General features: G+C 72.0%; 21 protein-coding genes. 15 read left to right on the top strand and 6 right to left on the bottom strand.

Going from position 1 to position 26,815, the window contains the following annotated elements:
• Window positions 1-37 precede the first annotated feature (37 nt).
• On the top strand, window positions 38-1,267 hold the full coding sequence (gene manA / locus AB0M93_RS20025; protein WP_364275802.1) for a mannose-6-phosphate isomerase, class I: 1,230 nt from the start codon (window positions 38-40) through the stop codon (window positions 1,265-1,267).
• Window positions 1,268-1,721: 454 nt separating this feature from the next.
• Here the strand turns inward: manA and AB0M93_RS20020 are convergent, their stop codons facing one another.
• Complete coding sequence (locus tag AB0M93_RS20020; protein ID WP_364275484.1) at window positions 1,722-4,688, bottom strand: BTAD domain-containing putative transcriptional regulator; 2,967 nt, start codon at window positions 4,686-4,688, stop codon at window positions 1,722-1,724.
• A gap of 133 nt (window positions 4,689-4,821) precedes the next feature.
• On the opposite strand from AB0M93_RS20020, the gene AB0M93_RS20015 reads away from it, so the two are divergent.
• The 3 genes from AB0M93_RS20015 (at window position 4,822) to AB0M93_RS20005 (ending at window position 8,329) form a co-directional block, all read left to right on the top strand.
• Window positions 4,822-5,739, top strand: coding sequence for a cation diffusion facilitator family transporter (locus AB0M93_RS20015; RefSeq protein WP_364275482.1), 918 nt, complete (start codon window positions 4,822-4,824; stop codon window positions 5,737-5,739).
• Between the two features lie 88 nt (window positions 5,740-5,827).
• Window positions 5,828-7,354, top strand: coding sequence for an amino acid permease (locus tag AB0M93_RS20010; protein ID WP_364275480.1), 1,527 nt, complete (start codon window positions 5,828-5,830; stop codon window positions 7,352-7,354).
• A 273-nt stretch (window positions 7,355-7,627) separates the two neighbouring features.
• The gene (locus AB0M93_RS20005; RefSeq protein WP_364275478.1) at window positions 7,628-8,329 is read left to right on the top strand and encodes an LPXTG cell wall anchor domain-containing protein; all 702 of its coding nucleotides are present in this window, start codon (window positions 7,628-7,630) and stop codon (window positions 8,327-8,329) included.
• Window positions 8,330-8,380: 51 nt separating this feature from the next.
• On the opposite strand, the gene AB0M93_RS20000 is transcribed toward AB0M93_RS20005, so the two are convergent.
• The gene (locus AB0M93_RS20000; protein ID WP_364275477.1) at window positions 8,381-10,639 is read right to left on the bottom strand and encodes a hypothetical protein; all 2,259 of its coding nucleotides are present in this window, start codon (window positions 10,637-10,639) and stop codon (window positions 8,381-8,383) included.
• A gap of 92 nt (window positions 10,640-10,731) precedes the next feature.
• Here AB0M93_RS20000 and ahcY point away from each other — a divergent pair, with 92 nt between their 5' ends.
• The gene (gene ahcY, locus AB0M93_RS19995) at window positions 10,732-12,204 is read left to right on the top strand and encodes an adenosylhomocysteinase (protein WP_364275475.1); all 1,473 of its coding nucleotides are present in this window, start codon (window positions 10,732-10,734) and stop codon (window positions 12,202-12,204) included.
• Window positions 12,205-12,515: 311 nt separating this feature from the next.
• Here the strand turns inward: ahcY and AB0M93_RS19990 are convergent, their stop codons facing one another.
• Window positions 12,516-13,514: a hypothetical protein gene (locus AB0M93_RS19990; protein ID WP_364275474.1), complete on the bottom strand. Its 999-nt coding sequence runs from the start codon at window positions 13,512-13,514 to the stop codon at window positions 12,516-12,518.
• Window positions 13,515-13,761: 247 nt separating this feature from the next.
• Between AB0M93_RS19990 and AB0M93_RS19985 the strand changes: the two genes are divergently transcribed.
• The 3 genes from AB0M93_RS19985 (at window position 13,762) to AB0M93_RS19975 (ending at window position 15,805) form a co-directional block, all read left to right on the top strand.
• Window positions 13,762-14,337, top strand: a complete 576-nt coding sequence (locus AB0M93_RS19985; protein ID WP_364275473.1) for a papain-like cysteine protease family protein — start codon at window positions 13,762-13,764, stop codon at window positions 14,335-14,337.
• Entirely contained in the window at window positions 14,334-15,089 is a 756-nt protein-coding gene (locus AB0M93_RS19980) for a hypothetical protein (protein ID WP_364275471.1), read from the top strand. Before AB0M93_RS19985 ends, AB0M93_RS19980 begins: the two co-directional genes overlap by 4 nt.
• A gap of 83 nt (window positions 15,090-15,172) precedes the next feature.
• Entirely contained in the window at window positions 15,173-15,805 is a 633-nt protein-coding gene (locus AB0M93_RS19975; protein WP_364275800.1) for a dTMP kinase, read from the top strand.
• Here the strand turns inward: AB0M93_RS19975 and solA are convergent.
• Window positions 15,794-16,921 (bottom strand): N-methyl-L-tryptophan oxidase, encoded by a 1,128-nt coding sequence (gene solA, locus AB0M93_RS19970; protein WP_364275469.1) that lies wholly within the window; start codon window positions 16,919-16,921, stop codon window positions 15,794-15,796. The genes AB0M93_RS19975 and solA overlap by 12 nt on opposite strands.
• A 57-nt stretch (window positions 16,922-16,978) precedes the next feature.
• Window positions 16,979-17,428 (bottom strand): hypothetical protein, encoded by a 450-nt coding sequence (locus AB0M93_RS19965; RefSeq protein WP_364275467.1) that lies wholly within the window; start codon window positions 17,426-17,428, stop codon window positions 16,979-16,981.
• Window positions 17,429-17,492: 64 nt separating this feature from the next.
• Here AB0M93_RS19965 and AB0M93_RS19960 point away from each other — a divergent pair, with 64 nt between their 5' ends.
• Window positions 17,493-18,464: a WYL domain-containing protein gene (locus AB0M93_RS19960; protein WP_364275465.1), complete on the top strand. Its 972-nt coding sequence runs from the start codon at window positions 17,493-17,495 to the stop codon at window positions 18,462-18,464.
• Here the strand turns inward: AB0M93_RS19960 and AB0M93_RS19955 are convergent.
• Window positions 18,461-19,246: an IclR family transcriptional regulator gene (locus tag AB0M93_RS19955; protein WP_364275463.1), complete on the bottom strand. Its 786-nt coding sequence runs from the start codon at window positions 19,244-19,246 to the stop codon at window positions 18,461-18,463. The genes AB0M93_RS19960 and AB0M93_RS19955 overlap by 4 nt on opposite strands.
• 165 nt (window positions 19,247-19,411) lie before the next feature.
• On the opposite strand from AB0M93_RS19955, the gene AB0M93_RS19950 reads away from it, so the two are divergent.
• The 6 genes from AB0M93_RS19950 (at window position 19,412) to raiA (ending at window position 26,561) form a co-directional block, all read left to right on the top strand.
• The gene (locus tag AB0M93_RS19950) at window positions 19,412-19,726 is read left to right on the top strand and encodes a bifunctional 3-phenylpropionate/cinnamic acid dioxygenase ferredoxin subunit (protein ID WP_364275461.1); all 315 of its coding nucleotides are present in this window, start codon (window positions 19,412-19,414) and stop codon (window positions 19,724-19,726) included.
• Between the two features lie 179 nt (window positions 19,727-19,905).
• Window positions 19,906-20,583: an MtrAB system response regulator MtrA gene (gene mtrA / locus AB0M93_RS19945; RefSeq protein WP_003085616.1), complete on the top strand. Its 678-nt coding sequence runs from the start codon at window positions 19,906-19,908 to the stop codon at window positions 20,581-20,583.
• A 7-nt stretch (window positions 20,584-20,590) separates the two neighbouring features.
• Entirely contained in the window at window positions 20,591-22,312 is a 1,722-nt protein-coding gene (gene mtrB, locus AB0M93_RS19940; protein WP_364275459.1) for an MtrAB system histidine kinase MtrB, read from the top strand.
• 29 nt (window positions 22,313-22,341) lie between these two features.
• Window positions 22,342-24,018, top strand: coding sequence for an LpqB family beta-propeller domain-containing protein (locus AB0M93_RS19935; RefSeq protein WP_364275457.1), 1,677 nt, complete (start codon window positions 22,342-22,344; stop codon window positions 24,016-24,018).
• A 66-nt stretch (window positions 24,019-24,084) separates the two neighbouring features.
• A complete protein-coding gene (locus tag AB0M93_RS19930; protein ID WP_364275455.1) occupies window positions 24,085-24,756 on the top strand; it encodes a ComF family protein in 672 nt (223 codons plus the stop codon).
• Window positions 24,757-25,874: 1,118 nt separating this feature from the next.
• Window positions 25,875-26,561, top strand: a complete 687-nt coding sequence (gene raiA, locus AB0M93_RS19925) for a ribosome-associated translation inhibitor RaiA (RefSeq protein WP_364275453.1) — start codon at window positions 25,875-25,877, stop codon at window positions 26,559-26,561.
• Window positions 26,562-26,815 lie beyond the last annotated feature (254 nt).

Below are 26,815 nucleotides of genomic sequence, written 5' to 3'. Positions count from 1 at the left end.
CCCCGGCCGGTGCCGAAGGAGTGGAGTTGAGGTGACAGTGGAGCTGCTGCGCAACGCGGTGCGGCCCTACGCCTGGGGATCGCGGACGGCGATCCCCGAGCTGCTGGGCCGTCCGGTACCCGCGCCGCACCCCGAGGCCGAGCTGTGGATGGGCGCCCACCCGGGCGACCCGTCGCACGTCATCGGCCCCGACGGGACCGAGCGGAGCCTGCTCGAGCTGGTGGACGCCGACCCGGTGACCCAGCTCGGCGAGCGGTGCGCGAAGCGCTGGGGCGGGCGGCTCCCGTTCCTGCTGAAGATCCTCGCGGCGGAGGAGCCGCTGTCGATGCAGGCGCACCCGTCGGCGGCGCAGGCCGCGGAGGGGCACGCCCGCGAGGAGCGGCTCGGCATCCCGCGCGACGCGGCGAACCGCAACTACCCGGACCCGACGGCGAAGCCGGAGCTGGTGTGCGCGCTGACGGAGTTCCACGCGCTGGCGGGGTTCCGCACCCCGGACCGGACGGTGAAGCTCCTGAAGGCCATCGAGACGCCCGGGCTGGCCAAGTACACGGGACTGCTGGAGGCCCAGCCGGACCCGTCCGGCCTGCGGGCGCTGTTCACGACGTGGATCACGCTGCCGCAGCCGTCGCTGGATTCGCTGCTGCCGGAGGTGCTCGACGCGTGCGTCCGCCACGTCCAGGAGCACGGCGAATTCGCGGTCGAGTGCCGGACGATCCTGGAACTCGGCGAGGCGCACCCGCGCGACGCGGGTGTGCTGGCGGCGTTGCTGCTGAACCGCCTGACGCTGCGCGCGGGCGAAGCGATCTACCTGCCGGCGGGCAACCTGCACCTGTACCTCCACGGGACGGCCGTGGAGATCCTGGCGAACTCGGACAACATCCTGCGGTGCGGTCTGACGCCGAAGCACGTGGACGTCCCGGAGCTGCTGCGGGTCGTGGACTTCGCGTGCGGCGAGATGCCGGTCCAGTGCGGTGAGTCCGGCGGCCGCATGGCGGTGTACCGCACGGACGCCCCGGAGTTCGAGCTGTCCCGCGTCGAGTGGGCGGCGGGCCAGCACGACGAGATTTCGGTCGACAGCGTCGGCCCCCAGATCCTGCTGTGCACCGCGGGCGACCTGCTGGTGACGGCGGACGACGGCGAGAAGGTGGAGCTGCGGCGCGGCCAGTCGGTGTGGCTCCCGGCAGCGGACCCGCCGGTGAAGATCCGCCCGGTGGGCGAAGCCCGCGCCCAGCTCTTCCGCGCAACGGCAGGCACCTGCGAGGACTGACCCGGCTCGCCCCGGCCCGGCTCGGCTCGCGTACCCGGGCGGTCGGTTGACGTACCTGGAGGGTCGGCTCGCGTACCCCGAGGGTCGCCAGGCGTGCCTGGAGGGTCGGCCGGCGCGGGTTCGTGAGCCGACCGCAACAGGTACGCGAACCGACTGTCTGCGTACGCGAGCCGACCGTCTGGGTGTGCGGGGCTGGTGTGCGCGGGGGCGGGAGTTTCTGTGTGCGTTCCGTGTGGTGGCGTCAGCCACCATCGTCACCAACGGGGGACCCTGGTGCGCTGGTGCGCGCGGCCAGTCCGCTGGGGGTGGCGCCGGTCGGATTTCGCCCGGCGCCCGTGGGCGTGAGGTGGTGCCGCGAGGGGGCGGCACCACCTCGGTGGCCACCCACCGGATGAGGGGGAGGCGGGTGGTGCGGTGAGGGGGCAGCACCACTTCGCCTCGCCAGGGTCGGCCGTCAGGCCGGTCCGGGAGGCGCGGCACGCCGGATCGGCGGTTCGGTGAGGGCCAGCAGCGCCCGGCGGAGGGCGGCCGCGCTGGCGTCGCGTGGGTCGGCCAAGCTCGCGGCCTCTGCCGCCGCCTTCTCCGCCGACTCCGGGTCTCCCGCCGCTTCGTACGCCCGGTGCAGCACCAGCCACGTCAGACCCGCCGCCGGGCGGCTGCCCAGCTCGCCGTACTCGTCGAGGCACGCTCGCAGCACCGGGATCGCCTGTGCCGCGCGGCCTTCGCCGATCCACGCCGCCGCCAACGCTCGGGTGCACGACAGCTCGCGCGGCCGCTCGTCCAGCTCCCGGGCCAGTGAGCGGGCCTCCTCGAACGCCGCCGTCGCCTCGGCCCGGGCGCCCGTTGCCGCCGAGATCGCGCCCAGGGTGCGCAACGACTTCGCCAGCGCCGACCGCGCCTTCGTGCCGCGCAACAGCGTCACCGACTCCGCGATCGCCGCCGCCGCTCCCGGGTCGTCGCCCGTCAGCAGGGACGACCACGCGTACCCGTGCAACGCCTCGCCGATCACCCGGGCGTCGCCGGTCGACCGGGCCGCCGCCAGGGCCGTCCGGTCGACTTCGCGGGCGTCGGAAACCCGGCCGAGCCGCAGCAGCGCCGCCGACTCCGCCGCCCGTACCCAGCCGAGCTCCGCCGCCGATCCGTCCACAGTGAACAGTTCACGCGCGTGGGCCGCCGTCTGCAGGGCCTCTTCCGCGCGGCCGAGGCCGATCAGGCAGTGCGCCAGGTTCGCCGACACCCACGCGTGCGTGCGGCGGTCGCCGTGCGCCTCGAGTTCCTTGGCGCATGCCCGGTAGCGGAGCGCCGCCTCCTCGTACTCGCCGCGCGCGTGCCGCAGCAGCGTCAGCGTGGCCTCGGCGACCGTCGCGACCGGCGGATCCGCGGCCGCCAGCACCGTCTCGTACGCCGCGCGCATGTCGGCGTACTGCCCGTGCAGGTACAGGTACACGCCGAGCCGGTCGAGCAGCAGCAGCGCGTCCCGCGCGCCCAGCGTGCCGATGAGCAGCACCAGATTCGCGCGCTCGGCCGCGAACCAGTCGTCCGGACGCGCGAGCAGCCGCTCCACGAGCGAAGCCGGCAACGGCTGCGCGGGCGGCTCGTGGGCCGGCGACGGCATCGGCACCGTGCGCGGCAGCCGGGCCGCCGCCGCGTCGGCCAGCGCGAGCGTCGCCGCCAGCACCGTCCGGACGCCCTCGGCGGACGACGGCTCCGGCAGCTCCGCGGCGTACAGCCGGACGAGGTCGTGCATCCGGTAGCGGCCTTCGCCGGTCGGGTCCGGTCCGCGGGCCTCCAGCAGACTCGCCTCGACGAGCTCTTCGACCGCCTCGTCGGCGTCCGGGTCGCCGACCAGGGTCGTGACCGCCCACGCCGGCAGGTCGGCGAGCTGACACCGGCCGAGCAGCCGGAACGCGCGCCGCGCGGGCGGGCGCAGGCCCTCGTAGCTCAGCGCGATGCTGCTCCGGACGGCCAGGTCGCTGACGGTCAGCTCGTCGAGCCGGCGGACCTCGTCCTCCAGCCGGTCGGCCAGCTCACCGAGCCGCAGGTGCGGCCGGATGGCCAGCCGGCTGCCCGCGATCCGCAGGGCCAGCGGCAGCCGCGCGCACGCCGTGACGATCCGCTCGGCGTCGGCGCGCTCCCGGGCCACCCGCGCCCCGGCGAGCCTGTCCAGCAGTTCGGCGGCGTCGGCGCCGGACAGCGGCCCGAGGGCCAGCCGGTGCGCGCCGGCGAGCCCGCTCAGCCGGCGACGGCTCGTCACGAGCACCGCGCAGCCCGGCGTGCCCGGCAGCAGGGCGCGGACGTGCCCGGGGTCCGCGGCGTCGTCGAGCACCACCAGCACCCGCCGGTCGGAAAGCCGGCCGCGGAACACCGCCGCGCGGGCCCGGGCGTCGTCCGGCACGGCCGGGCCCGGGACGCCCAGCGCGCGCAGCAGATCGGCCAGCACCTCCCCGATGTCACGGCCCGCCAGCGGCACGTACAGCTGGCCGTCGGGGAACTGCCCGCGCAACCGGTGTGCCGCGCGGACGGCGAGCGTGCTCTTGCCCGCGCCCGGCTCGCCGCTGAGCACCGCGACCGGGACGCCGCCGCCGGCGCCGAGCACCGCGGTCAGCTCCGCCAGTTCGGCGTCGCGGCCGGTGAAGTCGCCGATGTCCGGCGGGAGCTGGCAGACCGGCCACACCGGGGGCGGCAGCCGCGGCACCGGGTCCTCGCCGCGCAGGACGGCCGCGTGCACCCGGCGGGCCTCCGCGCCCGGTTCGACGCCGAGCTCCTCGATCAGCGTGGTCCGCAGCCGCCGGTAGACCTCCAGCGCGCTGCCCTGCTGCCCGGCCCGGTGCAGCGCGGTCATCAGCTGCGCGGCCGGCCGTTCGCGCAGCGGGTGCTCGGCGATCATGGCCTGCAGCTCGCCGGTCAGCTCCCCGTGCCGCCCGGCGGCGAGCTCGGCGTCGACGCAGTCCTCGAACACGGCCAGCCGCTCGGACTCCAGTCGGGCGACGTCGGCCTCGAGCCGCGGCACGTGCAGCCCGGCCAGCACCGGCCCCCGCCACAGCGCGAGCGCCCGCCGGTAGTGCTCCGCGGCGGCGACCGGATCCGCCGCCTGCCGCCCTTCGGCGACGGCCGCGCGGAAGCCGAGCAGGTCGAGCTCCGCCGGTTCGACCTGCAGCCGGTAGCCGAGCGGCCCGTGCTCGACCCGGAGGCCGTCGATCCGCTCGCGCAGCCGCGAGAGGTAGGTGTGCAGGTTGGAGGTGGCCGACTTGGGCGGCCCGGCCGGCCACAGCGCCTCGACGAGCACGTCGGCCGGGACGGGCCGGCCGGCGTTGAGCAGCAGCACGGCCAGCAGCGTGCGCTGCCGCTCGCCGCGCAACGCGACCCAGTGCCCGGGCGGCCCTTCGACGGCGAGCGGCCCGAGCACGCCGAAGTGAGCCATGGCCACCCTTCCCCGTGCCGGAACGGCCACCGTAGCGAAGGGGTCCGACAAAACCGGGCGGTGCGGGGCGGAACCGGGGCCGGTCCTCTAGGCTCCAAACCGGCAATTCGGGAACGTCAGCAGGGGAGCGCTCGTGTCAGCTGGAGGCGGAACCAAGGCGATCATCGCCGCGCTCGGGGCGAACGCCGGGATCGCGGCGGCGAAGTTCGTCGGCTTCCTCGTGACGGGGTCGTCGTCGATGCTGGCCGAGTCCGTGCACTCGCTGGCCGACACGACGAACCAGGGCCTGCTGCTGCTCGGCCAGAAGACGTCGAAGCGCGAAGCGGACAAGGAGCACCCCTTCGGCTACGGCCGCGACCGGTACTTCTACTCCTTCATCGTCGCGCTGATGCTCTTCACCCTCGGCGCCGCCTTCGCGATCTACGAGGGCATCCACAAGATCGGCCACCCGGAGCCGCTCGAATCGCCGATCGTGGCCGTGATCATCCTGCTCGTCGCGGTCGGCCTGGAGGGCTACAGCTTCTACACCGCCATCGGCGAGTCGAAGAAGATCAAGGGCGACGCGAGCTGGTGGGGGTTCATCCGCCAGGCCAAGGAACCCGAGCTGCCGGTGGTCCTGCTGGAGGACGCCGGCGCGCTGCTCGGCCTGGTCTTCGCGCTGCTGGGCGTCGGGCTGTCGGTCGTCACCGGCGACCCGGTCTGGGACGGCGTCGGCACCCTCGCGATCGGCGCGCTGCTGGGCGTGATCGCGATCATCCTCATCATCGAGATGAAGAGCCTGCTCATCGGCGAAGGCGCCACCGAGGGCGTGCTCGCGACGATCGTCGACGAGCTCGCCGCGGGCAAGGTCGAGCGGGTCATCCACATCCGCACCCAGTACCTGGGCCCGGACGAGCTGCTCGTCGCGGCGAAGCTGGCGATGGTGCCGGGGCTCGACACCGCCGAGCTGGCCGCGGCGATCGACGACGCCGAGGCGCGCGTCCGCGCCAAGGTGCCGGTCGCGAAGCTGATCTACCTCGAACCGGACCTCGACCGCAGCCTCGCGCGATAGCCCCGGCGTCGTTCGGCGAGCCGTCACGGACGTGACCCGATAGGGTGACCTACTGCGATACATGCAGGCCGGCCGCAGGAGGTCAACGGTGCCCGGAACGGGATTGTGGCGCACTAAATCGATCGAACAGTCCATTGCGGACACCGACGAGCCGGACACCAAGCTCCGGCGGAACCTCGGCGCGTGGGACCTCACCGTCTTCGGCGTCGCCGTCGTCATCGGTGCCGGCATCTTCACGCTGACCGCGCGCACCGCGGGTGACTACGCCGGGCCGTCGGTCTCGCTGGCCTTCGTCTTCGCGGCGATCGCCTGCGCGCTGGCCGCGCTGTGCTACGCGGAATTCGCCTCGACCGTGCCGGTCGCGGGCAGCGCGTACACGTTCTCCTACGCCACCTTCGGCGAGTTCATGGCGTGGATCATCGGCTGGGACCTGATCCTGGAGCTCGCGGTCGGCGCGGCCGCGGTGTCCAAGGGCTGGTCGGTGTACCTCGAGACGGTGCTCGGCTACCTGTTCGGCAAGGGCACCAAGACGACGTTCGACATCGGGAGCGTGACCGTCGACTGGGGCGCGCTGCTCGTCGTGGCGATCCTGACGACGCTGCTGGCCGTCGGCACGAAGCTGTCGTCGCGGGTGTCCATGGTGATCACCGGGATCAAGGTCGCCGTGGTGCTGTTCGTGATCATCCTCGGTCTCTTCTACGTCAAGGGCGCCAACTACACGCCGTACATCCCGCCGGGCGAGACCGGCGGGGCCGGCCAGACCGGCATCGACCAGTCGCTGTTCTCGCTGGTCGCGGGCGGCGCGAGCAGCTCGTTCGGCGTCTTCGGCCTGCTGGCCGGCGCTTCGCTGGTGTTCTTCGCCTTCATCGGCTTCGACATCGTCGCGACCACCGCCGAGGAGACCCGGAACCCGCAGAAGGCCGTGCCGCGCGGGATCATGGGCTCGCTGGCCATCGTGACCGTGCTGTACGTCGCCGTGTCGCTCGTGGTCGTCGGCATGACGTCCTACAAGGACCTCGCGACCAAGGCGGGCGACGGCAGCCACAAGACCCTCGCCACGGCGTTCTCCGCGAACGGCGTCGACTGGGCGGCCAACATCATCTCCTTCGGCGCGCTGGCCGGCCTGACCACCGTCGTCATGGTCCTGATGCTGGGCCAGGTCCGGATCATCTTCGCGATGTCGCGCGACGGCCTGATGCCGCGCGGCCTGGCCAAGACGGGCGAGCACGGCACGCCGAAGCGCGCGACGCTCATCGTCGGCGGCCTGGTCGCGGTCGCGGCCGGCTTCTTCCCGGCGGACAAGCTCGAAGAGATGGTCAACGTCGGCACGCTCTTCGCGTTCGTGCTCGTTTCGGCCGGGGTGCTGGTGCTGCGGCGGACGCGGCCCGACCTGCCCCGCGCGTTCAAGGTGCCGCTGGTGCCGCTGATCCCGATCCTGGCCATCCTCGCCTGCCTGTGGCTGATGCTGAACCTGACCGTGCTGACCTGGCTGCGGTTCATCGCCTGGATGGTGGTGGGCGTGGTGTTCTACTTCACCTACAGCCGGCGGCATTCGCTGCTCGGCAAGCGGCAGGCCGGCGAGCTCGACGAGTCCGTCGAGGCACCCGAAGCCTGACTTGCGGCGGAAAAGCCCCGCCGGCCTGGACACCCAGGTCGGCGGGGTTTTTTGCGGTCGGCTCCGGAAACGGGAGATTACGGCTTGATCAAGACGATCTTGCGGTTTGTGCGCAAAGGGGGACCCCGCGTGAGCGACGGGGTGACGTGCGATACCTTTCGATCCTTCGTGTGCCACTGACGGGTGAATTACAGCCGCGTGATTACCACGTGCGGTGGTGCAGCGATCCCCCGAATTTGCCGTTCCTCCCCCGTTCGGTACAGGAGACACTCAATGCGCAGACGTACCTTCCGCGGTGCAGTGGCCGTCATGGCGCTCACCACCGCCGCCCTGATGGGAACCGCCGGCGCCGCGTTCGCGTGCGTGCCCGGTGACGACCGCGCGACCGGCACGGTGGGCAACGCCACCAAGTGCACGGACATCGGTCTCGGCAAGGCCATCGACGTGAGCGACCAGCTCGAGGTCACCGGTGGCTCTTCGAAGGACCAGTACCTGACGGTCACCGGCGTGGCCAAGGGCGTCACGGTCGCCGCCATCGTCGTCAAGGGCGGCAACGAGTACAACACCTACGTGCCCGGCAAGAAGGGCCTCTCGGCCACGCCGCCGTGGGAGAAGCTGCACGCCCCGATGGTCGGCCGCGACTTCAAGAACGTCCCGCAGATCAGCCACTGGTTCGCCTGCGGCGTCAAGAAGGACACCCCGCCGGAGACCACCACGGCGCCGCCGACCAAGCCGACGAAGCCGGTCGAGACCACGAAGCCGAGCGCCCCGGCGACCTCGGACACCTCCGTCGCGCCGACCAGCTCCACCACCGCTCCGGCCGCCGTTCCGGCGGGCAACGAGTCGGGCACCGGTGGCGGCCTGGCCAACACCGGCTTCGACAACAGCTGGCTGATCTGGGTCGCCGGCCTGCTGCTGGTGGCCGGTGGCGGCCTGCTCGCGCTGCTGAAGTTCCGCCGCAAGGCTTCCGAGTGAAGCTGAGCTAGCCCACGGTCGAAGGCCCCTCGCTCCGCGCGCGAGGGGCCTTCACCGTTTCGGGGGGAAGTCCCCGAAGAGCGAGCCCTGCTCGCCCCAGGACGGCTTGCCGAGGCCGGCGGCCATCGCGACGGCGTGGTCCCATTCGGCGTCGACGACGTAGTCCTGGTGCTTGAGCACCCCCGGCGCCCACCGGTGCCGCCCGGTCGGGCCGCGCAGCGGGTCCGGCAGCCAGTGGTCGCCGCCGAGGATCAGGACGCCGTTGCCGTCGGCCGCCGCCGTCACCGGGCCGTGGCCGCCGCCGGGGAGGAACCCGACGCCGTGCAGCCGCCGGTCGGCGACCGAGTGCCGCCAGGTCGTCACGCCGCCGCCGAAGATGTCGGTGCCGCGGCACAGCGCCCGCCACCGGCCGTCGAGGTCGGTGAAGAGCCGTTCCAGCGCTTCCTGCGGCAGCAACGCCGGGAACGCGCGCTGGTAGCCCCACTGCAGCGGGGAGCCCGCGGTGAGCACGCCGACGCGCTCGAGCTCCGCCGCCGGCAGCTCGGCGGCCAGCCGGGCGGCCGCCATGAGCGTGAGCAGGCTGCCGAGGTTGTAGCCGGAGAGCACCACGCGCGTCCCGGGCTCGGCGAGGTGCTCGCGCGCCCGCGCGGCCAGTTCGGGGACGACCTTCAGCGCGTAGCACGGCGGCACCGTCGGGTGCGCCGCCCGCGGCCAGAAGCACACCAGGTCGGCCAGCGCGCCGAGGTGACGGCTGCGCTGCGGGGTGCGTGCGGCCGTGTAGACCACGCGCAGCAGGCCCACGGCCAGCGCGCCGAGCGCGCCGACGCCGATCGCGGACAGCGGCCCGAACCACCCCGGGACCAGCCCGAACCCGAACCGCAGCACCAGCAGCGCCGCGCCGCCGGCGGACATCGCCGAGGCCACCGCGAGCGCCAGGTGGTGCAGGTGCCGCCGTTCCCAGGCCGAGCGCGCCCATGCCGCCGCGGCCTGGGCTTCCTGCCGCCGGTCGTGTTCCATCAGCTCGACGATCTCCGGGACGCCGCGCCGCAACCGGCGCAGCGGGACGGCGACCGCGAAGCCGAGTACGCCGAGCACCGCGGCCAGCGCCAGTCCCGCGCCCCAGAGGACGGTGACCAGCAGGTACGTGGTGGGCACCTGCAGCAGTTCCGCGCCGGAAAGCTGCCGGAGGGCTTCGGCGAGGCCGGCTCCGAAGCCGCCGCCGAGCAGCCCGGCCAGCGCGAGCACCGGCGCGGCCGCCCAGCCGCCCATCCACGGCCGCAGCCGCTGCGGCTTGTGCTTCCAGCCGGGCCGGGCCAGCAGCGCGGCCGGGGCCAGGAACAGCGCGAACAGCACCGTGACGGCGACCAGGGCCGCGCCGAGGCCTTCGACGACGCCGTTCGTGCCCGGCAGCGGGCCGGAGCCCGGCCGCAGCCGCACGGCGGCGGCGACGACCAGCAGCGTCGCGAAGGCGAGCACGCCGGGGCGGGCGAACCGGCCGGTGTCCACGCCGGCCGCGGCCGCGACGACGGTGGCGAACACCACGGCCAGCGTGATGATCCACACGACCAGGCCGAAGCTGTCACCCGGCACGCGGAAGGGCCCGCCGAGCAGCAGCAACGCGACCGACGCCAGCGCCGCGACGGTGTGCAGGCAGCGCAGCGCCGGTGTCTCCGGGTCGGCCTGCATCCGCAGCGGCCCGCCGGTGAGGTCGCCGTCGGCGTGCACCGCCCAGGTCGCGCTCGAAATCCGGTGCAGGACGAAGATCACGGCCAGCAGCGGGACGACGCCGAGGGCGATCCGGGCGGCCGTCGTGCGGAGCACGTCGGGGACCGCGGGCAGGCAGCCCGAGCCGGGCGCGAGGCACTGCGTGGCGAACAGGTCGAGCGCGATCGCCGCGAGCTGGCCCATCAGCAGCATCGTCAGCAGCAGGGCCCCGACGCGCAGCAGGCCGCGGCAGACGGCGCCGAGGACCCGCGCGAGCCGGCTGCCCGGCGGGACCGGCGGCAGCATCCAGAACGCGACGTTGGCCAGGGAGAACGGGAACAGCAGCGCCCAGGTGGCCTTCGCGGCGCCCCCGGAGGTCATGCCGTGCCACAGGTAGCCTTCGAGGGTCCGCGGGATCGACCGGCCGAGCGCCGGCAGCACCGGTCCGGGCGCCGGGCGGCGCAGCCGGTCCGCCGGGCGGACCACCCGGCCCAGCCCGTCGCCGGCGACGTCGACGGTCGAAACGGCGTCGAGCAGGGTCTCCCCGCTGGTACCCACGAGACCGGCGACGCGGATTTCCACGACGCGGGTGTCGGGGCCGGGCATGGGCACGGTAAGGGCCTCCTAGCAGCTCTAGGGACAGTCGAGCGGACAACGGTAGTGTTCGTGTGTCATCGAGTCTTGGAGGAATCGCCACTATGACCCCCGAAAGCGTTGCCAAGCGGCACGAGACCCGCAACGGCATCGAGTTCGCCGTCGCCGACCTCGATGCCGCCGAGTTCGGCCGCAAGGAGATCCGCCTCGCCGAGCACGAGATGCCCGGACTGATGGCGCTGCGCCGCGAATACGCGGAGGTCTACCCGCTGCGCGGGGCGCGCGTCTCCGGTTCGCTGCACATGACGGTGCAGACCGCGGTGCTGATCGAGACCCTGGTGGCGCTGGGCGCGGAGGTGCGCTGGGCCTCCTGCAACATCTTCTCGACGCAGGACCACGCGGCCGCGGCGGTCGTCGTCGGCCCGCACGGCACGCCCGAGGAGCCCAAGGGCGTCCCGGTGTTCGCGTGGAAGGGCGAGTCGCTCGAGGAGTACTGGTGGTGCACCGAGCGGATGCTCACCTGGGACGGCGAGGGCCCGAACATGATCCTCGACGACGGCGGTGACGCCACGATGCTGGTGCACAAGGGCACCGAGTTCGAGAAGTCGGGTGTCGTGCCGACGCCGGACGAGAACACCTCGGACGAGTTCCGCGTGTTCCTCGAGCTGCTGCGCGCGTCGGTGGCGGCCGACACCGGCAAGTGGACCAAGATCGGCGAAGGCATCCGCGGCGTCACCGAGGAGACGACGACCGGCGTCCTGCGCCTGTACCAGCTGGCGGCGGCGGGCGAGCTGCTGTTCCCGGCGATCAACGTCAACGACGCGGTGACGAAGTCGAAGTTCGACAACCGCTACGGCATCCGCCACTCCCTGATCGACGGCATCAACCGCGGCACCGACGTCCTGATCGGCGGCAAGGTCGCGGTGGTCTGCGGCTACGGCGACGTCGGCAAGGGCGCGGCGGAGTCCCTGCGCGGCCAGGGCGCCCGCGTGATCGTGACGGAGATCGACCCGATCTGCGCCCTGCAGGCGGCGATGGACGGCTACGCGGTCCGCAAGCTCGAGAGCGTGCTGCCCGAGGCCGACATCATCATCACCACCACCGGCAACAAGGACGTCGTGCTGGTCGAGCACATGGCGAAGATGAAGCACCAGGCCATCCTGGGCAACATCGGCCACTTCGACAACGAGCTCGACATGGCGGGCCTGGCCCGCTACCCGGGCATCCGGAAGATCAACATCAAGCCGCAGGTCGACGAGTGGATCTTCCCGAACGGCAACACGATCATCGTGCTGTCCGAGGGCCGCCTGCTGAACCTGGGCAACGCGACCGGCCACCCGTCGTTCGTGATGTCGAACAGCTTCTCCAACCAGGTGATCGCGCAGATCGAGCTGTTCACCAAGCACGAGGAGTACGACAACGAGGTCTTCCGCCTCCCGAAGAAGCTGGACGAGAAGGTCGCGAAGATCCACCTCGACGCGCTCGGCGGCGAGCTGACGAAGCTGACCAAGGAACAGGCCGAGTACATCGACGTGGACGTCGAAGGCCCGTTCAAGCCGGAACACTACCGGTACTGAGTTTTCGCGTTTCCGCTGGTCAGGGCCGCCCCGAAAGTGTTCGGGGCGGCCCAGTACGCGGCGGAGAACAAAGCGGACCGCAAAAGCCGTGCCGCCGCCGAGGCAACCAGTCGCCGCACCCGGCGAAGCTCAAGTCCTGCGCCGAACACCGCGGCCACCGAGCGACCGTGTCGACCCTTCAATCACGTGTGTCGACCTCCGGATCACGTGTGTCGACCCTTCCGGCCCAGCAGTCGTCAGGTCGGCCGTGATCCGAGGGGCGACACGTGTGATTGGCGAGTCGACACGCGTGATCCGAGGGTCGACACGCTTCAGTTCCACTCGACGGCGACCCCGGCCAACCCGGGCCCGGCGTCGCTGAAGAACGCGCTGCTCACCCCGCCCATGTCGCACGCCAGTTCCTCCGCGACCACCGGCAGCGCGTCGTCCCGGGCGCGGACCTGCCGGGTGCACCGGGCCGGCAGCGCGTTGCGGTCGAACCGCAGCTGGACCAGGTAACTCGCGCACCTGTCGCGGAGCATCCGGTAGTACCCCGGCGACGCCGAGCCCGAGTCGTCGCGGACCTCGAAGCAGAACACGTGGATGTCGCCCTCGGCGAGCTTGCGGTCGAACAGCAGCTCCGTTGCCATCGTGTCCGCGTCCGGGTTGCGGCGCATCCGGCCCACGCGGCAGCCCTCGTCCGTGATCAGCTCGACGTCGTCGATGCGGCAGCCCGGGTCGCCGTTGTACACCGTCAGGTACCGGTCCGGGCCGTGGCGGCGGGCCCGTGTCACCAGGCGCGTGCGCAGGCTGACCTGGCGGTGTTCCGCGTCGAACGTGATCGTGTCGTGGACCGACAGCAGCTCGAGGTCCGCGTTGTAGTGGTTCGACGACGGGTACGCGCCCAGCTCGGCCAGCAGGTCCTCGACGATCGACCCCATGTCGCCGGAACGCAGGTCGTGGAACGACGCCGCCGGCTGGTGGCCGCGGCGGGCCAGGCGCGGGCCGATCAGCACCACCAGGGCGTCCGCCGGCAGCTGGAGGACCGATTCCAGGGCCCGGACCGCCGGCAGCGCCTTCGGCACCTCGGGCTGACGCAGGCCGCGTTGCCAGTAACTCAGCGTCGACTGTCCGATTTGGACTCCGCGCAGCGCGAGGTGGGCTCGCAGCCTGGCCAGCGAGAGGCCGCGGTAGGCGATCGCGAGCCGCAGAGCGTGGTGGAACTCGCCGGTGCGGAGGGCCTCGGTCAGCTCTTTGGGCAGTTCGGCGACCGATGCCCGGGTCGTGCGGGCGCCATCGATGATCAGTGGGAGGTTCCCGTCTTGTGCCACCGCTCGTCCCTTCACCCGACCAGTGTGTGCGCTGGGCGTGAACACCGCGGAACGTTCACGTTAGCAGCGTAGGGTGGACGTGCCGACCCCCGTTCAGGGTGGTTGGCCTCGTTGAGGTGACTGTTCCGCGTTCCGGCTGTGCCCCGGAACGGTCCGTTCCGCCGGATGGCGTTCTTGCTCCTTGTGACCGCGTTGTTCACCGTTGTGACCACCGCTGGTTCGCCCACTCCTCCACAGGAGGCCGTCTGTGCTGGTGAAGTCGAGCCAGGTCCACGCCGTACTGGCCGTGAGCCTGCTGTTGTGCCTGGTCGCCCCGGTCACCGCCGGCGCCGCGCCCGGAGTGCCGCCGACCTACCGGACCCAGATCACGATGCAGCTCCAGCAGAAGAACCAGTGGTGCTGGGCGAGCTCGGGCGCCACCATCGCCGCCTACCACGGCCTCTCGGTCAGCCAGACGCAGTTCTGTCAGCTCGCTCACAGCGAAACCGGCGCGGACTGCGCGAACCTCCCCGGCACCCTCGCCGACCCGCAGCGCGCCTTCGCGAAGCTCGGGTTCACCTCGCCCGGCCGCTACCTCGACCGGCGGATCTCCTACGCCGACGTCCGGACGCAGACCGCGGCGAACCGGCCGGTCGAGACCCGTGTCGGCTACCGCTCGGGCGGCGGCCACGCCCACGTCCTCTACGGCTACGACACCCGTGGCGACTGGGTGTTCTGGGGCGACCCCGGGCCGGCCAAGCGCTACAACTGGTCGACCTACGGGTACTACACGCACAACTCGTCGTTCACCTGGACGCACACGCTCACCGGGATCTCCCGATGAGCAGGCGGGCGCTCGTGCTCGCCGTGCTGACCGGCGCGGCGCTGCTGATGACGGCTCCGGTGTCAGGCGCGGCCCAGGCCGCCGGCATCAGCAGCGCCGACGCCGTGGCGGCCCACAACGCGGCCGCGGGGTTCCAGGACGTCCTGGTCCGCTTCTTCGCGCAGGCGCCGGGTGCCCGGGACGCGGTCTCGGTGCAGATCGCGCCGGACGCCTTCGCCGTGTACGAGCTTTCGCCGGACTTCGTCGCGGGCAAGCCCGACGCGGTCCCAGGCGACTTCGCGTACTTCGCGATTCCCGCGCGGGCTTCCGACGGCCGCACCGCGACGCTCTGGTCGGTCCGCGGCGCGGACGGTGCCTGGCAGATCGGCAACATCGCCTCGGGTGACGTCGAGAGCGAGTACGCCCGGAAGCTGCCCGCGGGCGCCCAGCTGCTGCACGAACCGCAGGTCGACGCCTGGTACGCGGTCCGTGACGGCCGCGTCACATCGCTGTCGGAAAACCAGGCTGTCACCGTCGCCGACTACCAGCGGACCGTCGGAGCCCGCTACGCCGACAAGCTCCCCGGTTCGCCCTACGCCCGCAACGGCGAGGCCGGCGGCTTCGACGCCACGTCGCAGGTGATGCCCCGCGGCGACGGCGGCCCGGCGCCGGCCGGCCACGACACCGGCTGGGTGCCGCTGCTGATCCTCGTCGGCGTGCTCGCGGTCAGCGGTGCCGGCTACGTGCTCCACCTGCGGCGGAATCCCGCCTAGACGAACCGGCGGGCTCGGCGTCGATCCCCTTCCACCGAGCCCGCCGGTCCACCACCGCTACTGTTTCCCCCGTGGGTCGACTGGTGGTGATCGAAGGGCTCGACGGCGCGGGCAAGCGCACGCTGGCCGACGGGCTGACGACGCAGCTGAGCGCGAAGGACGCGAGCGTGGCGTCGCTGGCGTTCCCGCGTTACGGCAAGAGCGTGCACGCGGACCTCGTCCGCGAGGCGCTGCACCGCGGGCACGGTGACCTCGCCGACTCGGTGTACGGCATGGCCATGCTCTACGCGCTGGACCGCAGCGGCGCGGCGGACGAGATCCGGGCGCTGCGGGACGCGCACGACGTCGTCCTGCTCGACCGGTACGTCGCCTCCAACGCCGCGTACGCGGCCGCGCGGCTGCGGCAGGACGCCACCGGCGAAGTCGTGAAGTGGGTGTGGGAGCTGGAGATCGACCGTTTCGGCCTGCCCCGCCCGGACGCGCAGCTGCTCCTGCGCGTCGCCCCGGCGGTCGCGGCCGAGCGCGCCGAACGCCGCGCGGAAACCGAAAGCGGCCGGGAGCGCGACGCCTTCGAGACCGACGACGGCCTGCAGCGGCGGTGCGCGGGCGTCTACGACGAGCTCGCCGCGTCCGGCTGGCTGGCGCCGTGGCACGTCCTGGACGGCGTCGCGGGTGTGGACCTCGAAGCGCTGGCGACGTCGCTGCTAGGCCAGTAACCGGGCCGGGTCGAACTGCGCGATCGGGTGCGCCGTCGCGCCGTCGACCACCAGGTCGGCGACGATTTCGCCGATCACCGGGGCGAACTTGAAGCCGTGGCCGGAAAAGCCGCACGCGAGCACCACCCGCTCCTCGGCCGGGTGCGGGGCGAGCACGAAGCTTTCGTCGGCCGTGTCGGTGTACATGCACGTCGCGGCCCGGAGGAACGCGCCGGGCAGCGTCGGGAGGTGCCGCTTCAGCACGGACGCGATCTCGTGGACCTCGTCGCCGGACACGGTCCGGTCGATGCCGTCGGGGGTGCACGTCCGGCCGCCGCCGTGGAAGGCGACCTTCACGCCGTCCGCGGGCGCGTTGTGCGCCGGGAAGCCGTAAAACGTATAGCCGTCGCCTTCCCAGATGTAGACGGGATGTTCGCGGAACGGCGCGATCCCGCCGGACGGCGCGAACCAGTACTGCACCTGCCGCCGGACCGTGAAGGCGACGCCGAAGCCGAGCAGCAGCTCGGCGGCCCACGCGCCGGGGCACAGCACCAGGCGGCCGGCCGTGTAGTAGCTCTGCGACGTCCCGACGCGCACCCCGCCGGCCATCGTGCTCCAGGTGAACACCTTCTCTTCGTGGTGCAGTTCGGCACCACACCGCGCGGCGAGCTGCAGGTGCGCGGCGACGGTGCCTTCGGGGGACACGAGCCCGGCGCCGGGCTCGTACAACGCGACTTCGTCCGGCGACGGCGTCATGGTCGGGAACCGGCGGCGGATCTCGTCCGCGTCGAGGAGCTCGTGCGGAATGCCGAACGCGCGGGCCGACGCCGCGCTGCCGGCGACGGTCTGCGAATCCTCCGCACCGACCATCAGCCCGCCGCAGCGGGTGAACAGCCGCCGTCCGCTGTCGCGCTCGAGGCCCGCCCACAGTTCGTGGGCCCGCAGCAGCAGCGGCACGTACTCCGGGCCTTCGTATGCCTGGCGGGTGATCCGCGAACCGCCGTGGCTCGACCCGCGGTTGTGCACCGGCGCGAACTGGTCGATGCCGAGCACCCGCTGCCCGCGCTGCGCCAGCCGGTACGCCGCGGCGCTGCCCATCCCGCCGAGCCCGACGACGATCACGTCGTAGTGCGTCATAGCACCCTTCCGCGGTTGCGTCTTCGGCAACAACGTGCGTGATGCGCGACGCAGTTGTCAAGCGCGGGCGAACTCCATGACCCAGTTGGCCTCCCAGGTCCGCCCGCCGTCGGCGGAAAACTCCTGCTCCCACCGCGGGGTGGCCGTTTCGATGCCCGTCCAGGCGTAGTGGACCTTGATCGGCGCCCCTTCGTGCAGGTCGTCGCCGTAGAAGTCGCCGCGGCCACCGTCGAAGCGGCCGGTCACCGGCGGCTGGAGGACCCCGGTCCGGCTGTTGGCCCAGTACAGCGACCACTCCTCGCGCTCGACGTCGAAGAGCCGGAGGGTGCAGCCGCGGAAACCGAGGGTGGGGAAGGCGATCTCGTCCAGGTTGCCGCCGCCCCCGAACAGCGGCCGGCAGGTCGACGTGCCGGGGAAGACGGTCCAGTCGTCGCTGCCGGTCAGCGGCTTGCCGAGCCGCCGGTTCGTCACGGTCCAGGAGCCGGTGAGGAAGTCGAAGTCGTTCATGACGGCGATCCTGGGCCACTACCGCTGACACCTTCTGTCGGTGGCTTGGGGCAGACTTCGCAGAATGCGCGCGAGCCGGCTGGTGTCCCTGCTGTTGCTGCTGCAGAACCGCGGGCGGATGAGCGCCGCGCGGCTGGCGGCGGAGCTCGGCGTGACCTCGCGGACCGTTTACCGGGACGTCGAAGCGCTCGCCGCCGCCGGTGTGCCGATCTACGCCGAAGGCGGCCCGAACGGCGGCTACCAGCTGATGGACGGCTACCGGACCCGGCTGACCGGGCTGACCGAGGGCGAGGCCGGGTCGCTGTTCCTCACCGGGCTGCCGCAGCCGGCCGCCGAGCTCGGCTTGGGCGCCCAGGTGGCCGCGGCCGAGCTCAAGCTGATGGCGGCGCTTCCGACGCCGTACCGCGACGCGTCGGTGCGGATCCGGCAGCGGTTCCACCTCGACGCGCCCGGCTGGTACCGCGAGGCGGAGCCCGTGCCGCAGCTGCTCGCGGCCGCGGAAGCGCTGTGGCAGGACCGGGTCGTCGAAATCCGGTACCGCCGCTGGTCGCCGTCGCCCGGCGTCGTGACGCGGCGGCTGCACCCGCTCGGCCTGGTCCTCAAGGCCGGCGTCTGGTACCTCGTGGCCGCCGGGCCGCAGCCGCGGACCTACCGCGTCGGCAACATCGAGGACCTCCGCGCGCTCGACGAGCACTTCACCCGGCCGGCCGGCTTCGAACTGGCGGAGTTCTGGCGCGAACACGTCGAACGGTACGAGGAAAGCGAAGCCGGCGAGACGGCTCTCGTGCGGCTTTCCCCGGCCGGAATCGCCGCGCTGCCCGACATCCTCGGCCCGCGGGCGGCGCGGCTCGCGGCACGCACGCTCGAACCCGCGGACGCGGAAGGCTGGCAGCGCGCGGAAATCCCGCTGGAAAGCGTGCCCCACGCGGCGGCCGGGCTGCTGCGGCTCGGCGCGGACGCGCAGGTGCTCGCGCCCGCGGAACTGGTGGCGCACATGGGATCCACGATCCGCGCGATGGTGCGTTTGTACCCCTAGTCCCGGAAGTACCCCAGCTGCGCGGAAAGCTCGTCCGCGGCCTCGGTCATCGGTTTCACGATCTGCTTCACGCGCTGCTTCGAAAGCCGGTACGACGGCCCGGAAGCGCTCATCGCGGCGACGACTTCCCCGCCTGGGCCGTGGATCGGCACGGCGACGGCGTGCATGCCGAGTTCGAGTTCTTCGTAGCAGGCCGCGTACCCGTCTTCGAGGATCCGGTCCAATTCGGTCAGCAGCTCGTCCGGCTCGACCGTCGTGCGCGGGGTGTACCGCTCCAGCTTCCGCTTCAGGATCCGCTTGCGCTCGGTCTCGCCCATGTGGGCCAGCAGGACCTTGCCGCTGGAGGTCGCGTGCAGCGGCGTCCGCTGGCCCGTCCAGTTCTGCGTGGTGATCGCGGCCGAGCCGCGGGCCTGGCTGATGTTGATGGCCACGCCGTCGTCGGCGATGGCGATGTTCACCGTCTCGCCCAGTTCCTCGGCCAGCGCCAGGCAGCTGGCGCGGCCCAGTTTCGCCAGGTCCATCCGGCCGGTCGCGGCACCGGCCAGCCGGACGACGCCGAACCCGATGGCGTACTTCCCGCGTTCGCCGAGCTGCTCGACCAGGCCTCTCGTCTCCAGGACGCTCAGCAGCCGCGACGCCGTCGACTTGTGGACGCCCAGCTCACCCGCGATCTCCGTGATGCCGGTTTCGCCGTTGCGCGCGAGCAGCTCCAGCACGCTGATGGCCCGGTCGACCGACTGCACCTGGCTCTGAGTTGCGTTGCCCGGGTCCTGGTTCCGCATAGCGCAACACTATCCGTTTCGCGGTCTTCCTATCGGCTGAGTGGGGGAATCTCTTGACGGGGACACCGGCCAACCCGGATTGTTGCGCAAGAGGCAGAGCGTCTCGCAGTGCGCAACATTCACGCACCGTCCCGGCATCCCGTCAGTCGTTCTCCGGAGGCCCTGATGATCCGAGCCTGCGCCGTCGCCGACCTGCCCGCGGGAGAGGCCCTCCGCCTCGACGGCCCCGCCCCGATCGCGGTGTTCCACACCGAAGACGGCTTCTTCGCCGTCGACGACACCTGCACCCACCAGGACGCTTCCCTCGCCGACGGCTGGCTCGAAGGCTGCTTCGTCGAATGCCCGCTGCACGCCTCGCAGTTCGACCTGCGCACCGGCGTGCCCACCTGCCTGCCGGCGAAGAAGCCGCTGCGGACCCACCGCGTGGTCGTGACCGACGGCGTCGTCTACGTCGACGCGCCCGTCCCGGCCGTTCCCTGAACTCTCCTCACAGGTCCGTGAGGGCTGCGCCGAGGGACTCCGAAGCCCCTCGGCGCGGCCTTCACGGACCGTCCACCGGCACCCGGATGGAGCAGGACGGGTTCGCGATCTTGATCTTTCTGGTGGTCAAACACGCGGGTCGTGCGTGCGGGCGCCGGAACTAGTGCGAATATGTGGACATGAAGGCACGTGTTCTCGTGGTCGACGACGACCCCGCCCTCGCGGAGATGCTCACCATCGTGCTCCGTGGGGAGGGGTTCGACACGGCGGTGGTCGCCGACGGCTCGCGCGCGCTGCCCGCGCTGCGTGAGCTGAAGCCCGACCTCGTCCTGCTCGACCTGATGCTGCCCGGGATGAACGGGATCGACGTCTGCAAGGCGATCCGCGGCGAGTCCGGGGTGCCGATCGTCATGCTCACCGCCAAGAGCGACACCGTGGACATCGTCCTCGGCCTGGAGTCCGGCGCGGACGACTACGTCGTCAAGCCGTTCAAGCCGAAGGAGCTGGTCGCGCGGGTCCGGGCCCGGATGCGCCGCACCGAGGCCGAGCCGGCGGAGTCGCTCACCATCGGCGACCTGGCGATCGACGTGCCGGGCCACGAGGTCACCCGCGAGGGCAAGGCCATTCCGCTGACCCCGCTGGAGTTCGACCTGCTGGTGGCGCTGGCGCGCAAGCCGCGCCAGGTGTTCACTCGCGAGGTGCTGCTCGAGCAGGTGTGGGGCTACCGCCACGCGGCCGACACGCGGCTGGTGAACGTGCACGTCCAGCGGCTGCGGTCCAAGGTGGAGAAGGACCCGGAACACCCCGAGGTGGTGTTGACCGTTCGCGGTGTCGGGTACAAGGCCGGCCCGCCGTGATGAGTCGATGACTTCCGCGACCGGAAGACGGCTCCCCGCGATCGCGCGTTCGACGGCACGCCTGGTGCGGCGTGTCGTCGTTTTCGCGCGCCGCCGGGCCGTCGCCTTCAACGAGCTGTGGAAGCACTCGCTGCAGTTCCGCGTGACGGTGTCGACGCTGGCGCTGTCCTCGGCCGTGGTCTTCGTGCTGGGCATGGTGCTGCAGAACCAGATCACCGAACGGCTGCTCGACACCAAGCGCGACGCCGCGATCGCGCAGACCCGCGCGGCCGCGGACACCGCGGCCGGTGAGCTGGTCGGCCTCGGCTCGGAGAACGACGAGGCGCTGACGAACCGGCTCGAGAACGCGCTGAAGAAGATCGCGATCACCCCGGCCAGCCACGACGCGGCCGGTTCGGCGGCGGGCACGTTCGTCCCGGTGCTCGCCAGCGGTGGCCGCAACCAGTCCGGCGATCCGTCGTCGGCCGGCCCGTTCCAGAACGTGCCGCCGCGGCTGCGCCAGTTCGTCGAAGCCGACCAGACGAGCTGGCTCGAGCACACGGTCACCGACCCCGGCGGCGCCCGCACGACGTACCTGATCGTCGGTACGCCGCTGAACACCGTGGCCAGCCCGCTGCAGCTGTACCTGCTGTTCCCGCTGACGACCGAGCAGAACACCGTCTCGACCGTGCAGAACACGCTGCTGGTCGGCGGCCTGGTGCTGCTGCTCCTGCTGGCCGGCATCACGAACCTGGTGACGCGGCAGGTGGTGCGGCCGGTCCGCCAGGCCGCGGCGGCGGCCGAGCAGTTCGCCGGGGGAGACCTCGACCAGCGGCTCGCCGTGCTCGGCGAGGACGACCTGGCGAAGCTCGCGGTGTCCTACAACGAGATGGCCGCCAGCATCCAGCGCCAGATCCGCCAGCTCGAGGAGTTCGGCGGGCTGCAGCGCCGGTTCACCTCCGACGTCTCGCACGAGCTGCGCACCCCGCTGACCACCGTCCGGATGGCCGCGGACGTGCTGCACGCGTCCCGCGAGCAGTTCCCGGCCGGCCTCGCGCGCTCGACCGAGCTGCTGGTCGACGAGCTCGACCGGTTCGAAGCGCTGCTCGGCGACCTGCTGGAGATCAGCAGGCTCGACGCCGGCGTCGAGGAGCTGTCCGCGGAGTTCATCGACGTCCGCCCGATCGCCACCCGCGCGGTCGAGCAGGTCCGGGTGATCGCCGGCAACGCAGGCAGCTCGGTCGAGCTGGTGCTGCCCGAGGACGAGGTGATCGCCGAGGTCGACGCCCGGCGCGTCGAGCGGATCCTGCGCAACCTGCTGGCCAACGCCGTCGACCACAGTGAGGGCAAGCCGGTGGTGCTGACCGTCGGGGCGGACGAAACGGCCGTCGCGATCACGGTCCGGGACCACGGTGTCGGCCTGCGGCCGGGCGAGGCGGACCTGGTGTTCAACCGGTTCTGGCGCGCCGACCCGTCGCGCAACCGCCGCACCGGCGGCACCGGGCTCGGCCTGGCGATCAGCCAGGAGGACGCGCGCCTGCACGGCGGCGAGCTCGACGCGTGGGGCGAGCCCGGCCACGGCGCCTGCTTCCGGCTGCTGCTGCCGCGCAGCCAAGACGTGCCTGTCGGCGACTCGCCGCTGGCCCTGCCGCCGCCGGACCGCTTCGCGGCCGAGGTGCCGCTCGGGATCATCGACGTCACGCCGGCGCCCGAAGCGATCTTCGCGGAACGTGAAGGAATCGGTCAGTGAAACGCGTTCTTCTCTTGGCTCTGTGTCTGATGTTGCTCGCGGGCTGCGCGAACGTTCCGCTCGAATCGCAGCCCCAGGTGGTGCCGGGCGAGCGTCAGGGGCAGAGCTCCGGTGACGTGGTGCCGGAGCCGCCGCCGGGCATCGACCCGCTGTCGCTCGTCCGCGCGTTCGTCGGGGCGACGCTCAAGCCGGGGCAGAACAACGCTGCCGCCCGCGCCTACCTGGACGAGCAGGGCCGGGCGAGCTGGCGGCCGAGCCGCAGCCTGACGATCATCCAGGACACCTTCGGCACGGTCTACGACACGAACCCGCCGCCCGACCCGAACACCCAGGTCGTCACCGTGCGCGGGGTCGACATCGGCACGCTGGACCAGAACAGCGCGTTCGTGCCGGACTACAGCTCGGCACTGCTCCAGGTGAAGGTCCGCAAGCAGGCGAACGGCCAGTGGCGGATCGTCGACCCGCCGCCGGACCTGTACGCGACCGAGTCCGACTTCAGCGAGAACTACACGCCGGTGCCGGTGAGCTTCTACTCGGAGTCGTCGAACACGTTCGTCCCCGACCGGCGGTACGTCGTCGCGAAACCGCAGTCCGGGCTGCCGAGCCGCGTGATGGACCTGCTGGTCAGCGGGCCGTCGACGAGCCTGGCCGGCGCGGTGAAAAATCTCCTCGGCGAGCCCATCGAGATCGACACGAACGTCAAGAGCCTCGACGACGGGACGCTGGTGGTGCCGCTGACCGGGCTCACCGGGGTGCCGGACGACATCCGGAACCTGATCGCCGCGCAGATCGTGCTGTCGCTGCAGTACGTCACGTCGGCGCGGATCCGCATCCTCGCCGACGGCGCCCCGCTCGTGCCGAACCACCCGGACTGGCGGCTGAACGAGCTGCCCGCGTACGGCGCGTCGCTGTCGATCGGCCAGGAGCTGCTGGGCCTGATGACGGTGGGCGGCCGCGTCCGGTCCCTCGGCGACGGCGCCCCGGTGCCGGGCCCGGCGGGCAACGGCGGGTACGACGTCGTGAGCGCCGCCCAGTCGATCGACGGCAAGCGCCTGGCGGTGGTGGAGCGCGCGGACGGCGGGGTGCGGCTGCGGATCGGCGACCTCGGCCACGACCTGGCCCTCACCACCCTCGGCGGCAGTTCCCTGACCCGCCCGACGTGGCGGCCGGCCACCGGCGAGGTGTGGACGGTGGTCGACGAGCTGACGGTGTGCCGGATGGTGCTCGACCCGAACGGCCACTGGACGGCGCTGCAGGTCAACGCGGCGGACCTGATCCAGCAGGGCGGCGTCTCGGAGCTGCGCTTTTCCCGCGACGGCGCCCGCGTGGCGGCGGTGATCAAGGGCCAGCTGTGGGTGGCTTCGGTGGTCGTCAACGGCGACTCGGTGTCCCTGCGCGAGCCGCGTCTGCTCCAGCGGCACGAGCTCGAGGACGTCGTCGACGTGGACTGGGTCGCCCAGGACGGCCTGGTGGCGGTGACGAAGTCGCCGTCCCAGCCGGTGGTCCGGGTGACGGTGGACGGCCAGCGCATGGACGCGTTCAACAGCAGCAACCTGACCCCGACGGTCCACGGCGTGACGGCGGCCCCCAGCCGTCCGATCGTGGTGGCGGACGCGAACGGCCTGTGGATGGCCTCGGTGCTCGGCGAGGTGTGGCGTCCGCAAAGCCACACGATGAAGGACGCGGATCCCTTCTATCCGGGCTGATCTTTCGCTCGTGTGGGTGACGTCAGGACGACCGAAACTGTCGGTGCCGGTCGTGACACTGTCCGTGTGCTGAAGAAACTGCTCGACCTCCTGATCCCCGGCCGCTGCGCTGCGTGCGGAGCGCGCGGGGAGCCGTGTTGTGCGCGGTGCGAAGGTGTCTGGGGCGCGGCGAGGGAAGTGGTGCGCGCGCCGACGGCGGGCCTGGTGCGGGTGTTCGCACTGGCCCGGTACCGCGGCGTGGGCCGGAAGCTGCTGATCGCGTACAAGGAGCGAGGCCGCCGCGATCTGGCGCCGTCACTGGGCAGGGCGCTGGCGGCGGCGCTGGCCGAGCTGCCGCTGGGTGCGGTGGCTGCCTCGGCTCGTGCTCCCGCATTCTGCCTGGTCCCGGCGCCGAGCCGCGCGTCGGCGGCGCGGGTGCGAGGAGGTCCCCACGTCGAGCGCCTGGCGAAGGCCGCGGCTCGCGTCCTGGCGGCCCGGGGCATCGAGGTGGCGGTGGCCCCGGCGTTGGAGCTGGCCGGAGGGGTTCGCGACGCGGTCGGCCTGAGCCGCGAGCAGCGCATGGCGAACCTCGCGGGCCGCCTGAGGTTCCGCGAGGCGGGCCGCCCACCACCGGAGATGCCGATCGTGGTGCTGGACGACGTGGTGACAACAGGAGCCACGGCGGCGGCCTGCACCCGAGCCCTGGAGGCGGCGGGCTTTACGGTCTCCGCCGTCCTGACCCTGCTCGCAGCCGGCTGAACCGGACGAGCTTCCCGAGACGGGGGGAGGAGGGACGCATACCCACCACTGTGGCCCTTGGGCGCCAGAAGCGCACGCCGGCTGATCATGGGGTCGGTGGCGGCTTGGTCTGGGCGGCCTTCTCCGCGCAGTCTGCGGCGACCACCTTGGCGAGCCGCGGTGCGGCCTGCCTTGGCTGGTTGGCTCGTTCCGGCTCGCGCATCGCGCGGCCCGACCGAGCGCGGTCCGACCCTGCTCGGGCAGCCGTGCTCCGGCTGGATCCGGTCCGGCCGAGCGCAGTCCGCGGCGGCTGGTCTGTCCTGCCAGGACAAGCGCCCGCCCGGTGGAGGTGAGCTGCTGCGGCTGCCTCGCCGTGGCCCGTTCGAGCTACCCCGCTCGCCTCGGCGCGCCCTCCGCCAGGCCCGCCGAACCAGCCCACCCAGCCGTCCGCCTCGGCGCGTGCAAAGCCCGGTCACCCAGCCCAATCACGCCCCACAAACCCACCCGAAAACCGTGGTACCGGTTCCGCCCCCACCCCACCAAACCCCATCCCCGCCCAGCTCCACCCCACAATCCACCGCCACCCGGCGCGCCCGGGTGACCTCACGTCACCTGGACGAGTGACATCCGCCGGGAACGCGAACGGACCGGTGCCCGTTGTCCGGGCATGAGGGTGCCGATCACGATCACTCGGCCGCCACACCACTCCACCGGAGTGGCGGCTGCGGGAGACGGGGCTGTCACCCTCGGCGTCCACGAGGAGACAGCAGTGCGCCGTCCGTGTGAAAGCACGGCTGCCGCGCCGCGTCCGACCAGCGGGTGTTTTCTGGTGCCTGCCCCGCGATCACTGCGCGGGGTGACGGAGTCTCATCCCCTGACATCCCCCGGCTCGGGGGCTGTTGTAACGGGCGTGAGGAAGCTAACGTGCTCCGCAATCAGCAATCCCCGCAGGCAGGGAGGTGACGAGCCCATGTCCCTGGCGCCGGAGGTGCGCTGAGTCCGCGCTCGGTCACCGGCACGAGACGTCGTGAACCGTTCCGAGTTCCTTCTCAGCCCGCGATCCGGGCTTACGTCCCCGCAATACCGGCGCCGTGTGTGAACACAACAGCTCGCAGTCATCTCAGCGAGGGAGGTCGTGTATGGACATCGTCGTTAAGGGCCGCAACGTGGAGGTGCCCGACCACTACCGGGCGCTTGTCAGCGAAAAGCTGGCCCGCCTCGAGCGCTACGACAGGAAAGTCATCCGGTACGACGTGGAACTGTTCCACGAACCCAACCGGCGCCAGGCCAAGAGCTGCCAGCGCGTCGAAATCACCGGAAAGGGGCGAGGCCCGGCCGTACGCGCTGAAGCGTGTGCCGCCGACTTCTACGCGGCGCTCGATTCCGCAGTCACGAAGCTCGAAAACCGGCTGCGGAGGACACACGACCGGAGGCGCGTTCACTACGGGCGCAGCCGCCCGGAATCGGTCGCCGAGGCGACCTCGGTACTGCCGGGTGGTGGATCCCCGGCCGCAGCCAGTCCCGCCGCGCGTACCGCGGTGTTGGACGCACCCGAAGCCGAGCCGCAGACGAACGGCTTCGCGAGTGCCGAAGAATTCCACCTGCCCCAGCAGCAGAGCTGGGCCGACGACGACCTGGGTCACCAGCCCGGCCGCGTCGTTCGCGAGAAGCAGCACACCGCCGAACCCATGACGGTGGACCAGGCTCTCTACGAGATGGAGCTGGTCGGCCACGACTTCTACCTCTTCAACGACTCCGAAGCGGGCCGGCCCAGCGTGGTCTACCGGCGGAAAGGCTTCGACTACGGCGTGATCCGGCTCGGCTGAGCCGAGCCCGAGGGAGGTCCTGACGGAGGGTCCGCACGCGCTCGCGTGCGGGCCCTCCGCATGTCAGAACCTTATTCTGGTCAGGCCGGCGCTACGGACCGCAGGCCGTCCACCTACGTGACATTCGCGCCGGCCGACGGCTGAATAAGGTTCTCAGGACGTACGGCGTGTGCACACGGCGGCCACCGTTCCCTACGATGGGGGTGGGAAGGTGGCGCCGAACACGGCCGCCACCGCGGGAGAACCTGCCCGGG

The sequence above is a fragment of the Amycolatopsis sp. NPDC051102 genome (genome assembly GCF_040682815.1).
Taxonomy (GTDB): domain Bacteria; phylum Actinomycetota; class Actinomycetes; order Mycobacteriales; family Pseudonocardiaceae; genus Amycolatopsis.
The sequence above is the reverse complement of the archived record's forward strand: the minus strand, read 5'-3'. Positions and strand labels throughout refer to the sequence as shown.

Excerpts from the sequence above, each read along its gene's own strand:
- AB0M93_RS20020 (WP_364275484.1), bottom strand. The coding sequence starts at position 4,688 with ATGGCTCACTTCGGCGTGCTCGGGCCGCTCGCCGTCGAAGGGCCGCCC.
- AB0M93_RS20005 (WP_364275478.1), top strand. The coding sequence starts at position 7,628 with ATGCGCAGACGTACCTTCCGCGGTGCAGTGGCCGTCATGGCGCTCACC.
- AB0M93_RS20000 (WP_364275477.1), bottom strand. The coding sequence starts at position 10,639 with ATGCCCGGCCCCGACACCCGCGTCGTGGAAATCCGCGTCGCCGGTCTC.
- ahcY (WP_364275475.1), top strand. The coding sequence starts at position 10,732 with ATGACCCCCGAAAGCGTTGCCAAGCGGCACGAGACCCGCAACGGCATC.
- AB0M93_RS19980 (WP_364275471.1), top strand. The coding sequence starts at position 14,334 with ATGAGCAGGCGGGCGCTCGTGCTCGCCGTGCTGACCGGCGCGGCGCTG.
- solA (WP_364275469.1), bottom strand. The coding sequence starts at position 16,921 with ATGACGCACTACGACGTGATCGTCGTCGGGCTCGGCGGGATGGGCAGC.
- AB0M93_RS19965 (WP_364275467.1), bottom strand. The coding sequence starts at position 17,428 with ATGAACGACTTCGACTTCCTCACCGGCTCCTGGACCGTGACGAACCGG.
- AB0M93_RS19960 (WP_364275465.1), top strand. The coding sequence starts at position 17,493 with ATGCGCGCGAGCCGGCTGGTGTCCCTGCTGTTGCTGCTGCAGAACCGC.
- AB0M93_RS19955 (WP_364275463.1), bottom strand. The coding sequence starts at position 19,246 with ATGCGGAACCAGGACCCGGGCAACGCAACTCAGAGCCAGGTGCAGTCG.
- AB0M93_RS19950 (WP_364275461.1), top strand. The coding sequence starts at position 19,412 with ATGATCCGAGCCTGCGCCGTCGCCGACCTGCCCGCGGGAGAGGCCCTC.
- mtrA (WP_003085616.1), top strand. The coding sequence starts at position 19,906 with ATGAAGGCACGTGTTCTCGTGGTCGACGACGACCCCGCCCTCGCGGAG.
- mtrB (WP_364275459.1), top strand. The coding sequence starts at position 20,591 with ATGACTTCCGCGACCGGAAGACGGCTCCCCGCGATCGCGCGTTCGACG.
- AB0M93_RS19935 (WP_364275457.1), top strand. The coding sequence starts at position 22,342 with ATGTTGCTCGCGGGCTGCGCGAACGTTCCGCTCGAATCGCAGCCCCAG.
- raiA (WP_364275453.1), top strand. The coding sequence starts at position 25,875 with ATGGACATCGTCGTTAAGGGCCGCAACGTGGAGGTGCCCGACCACTAC.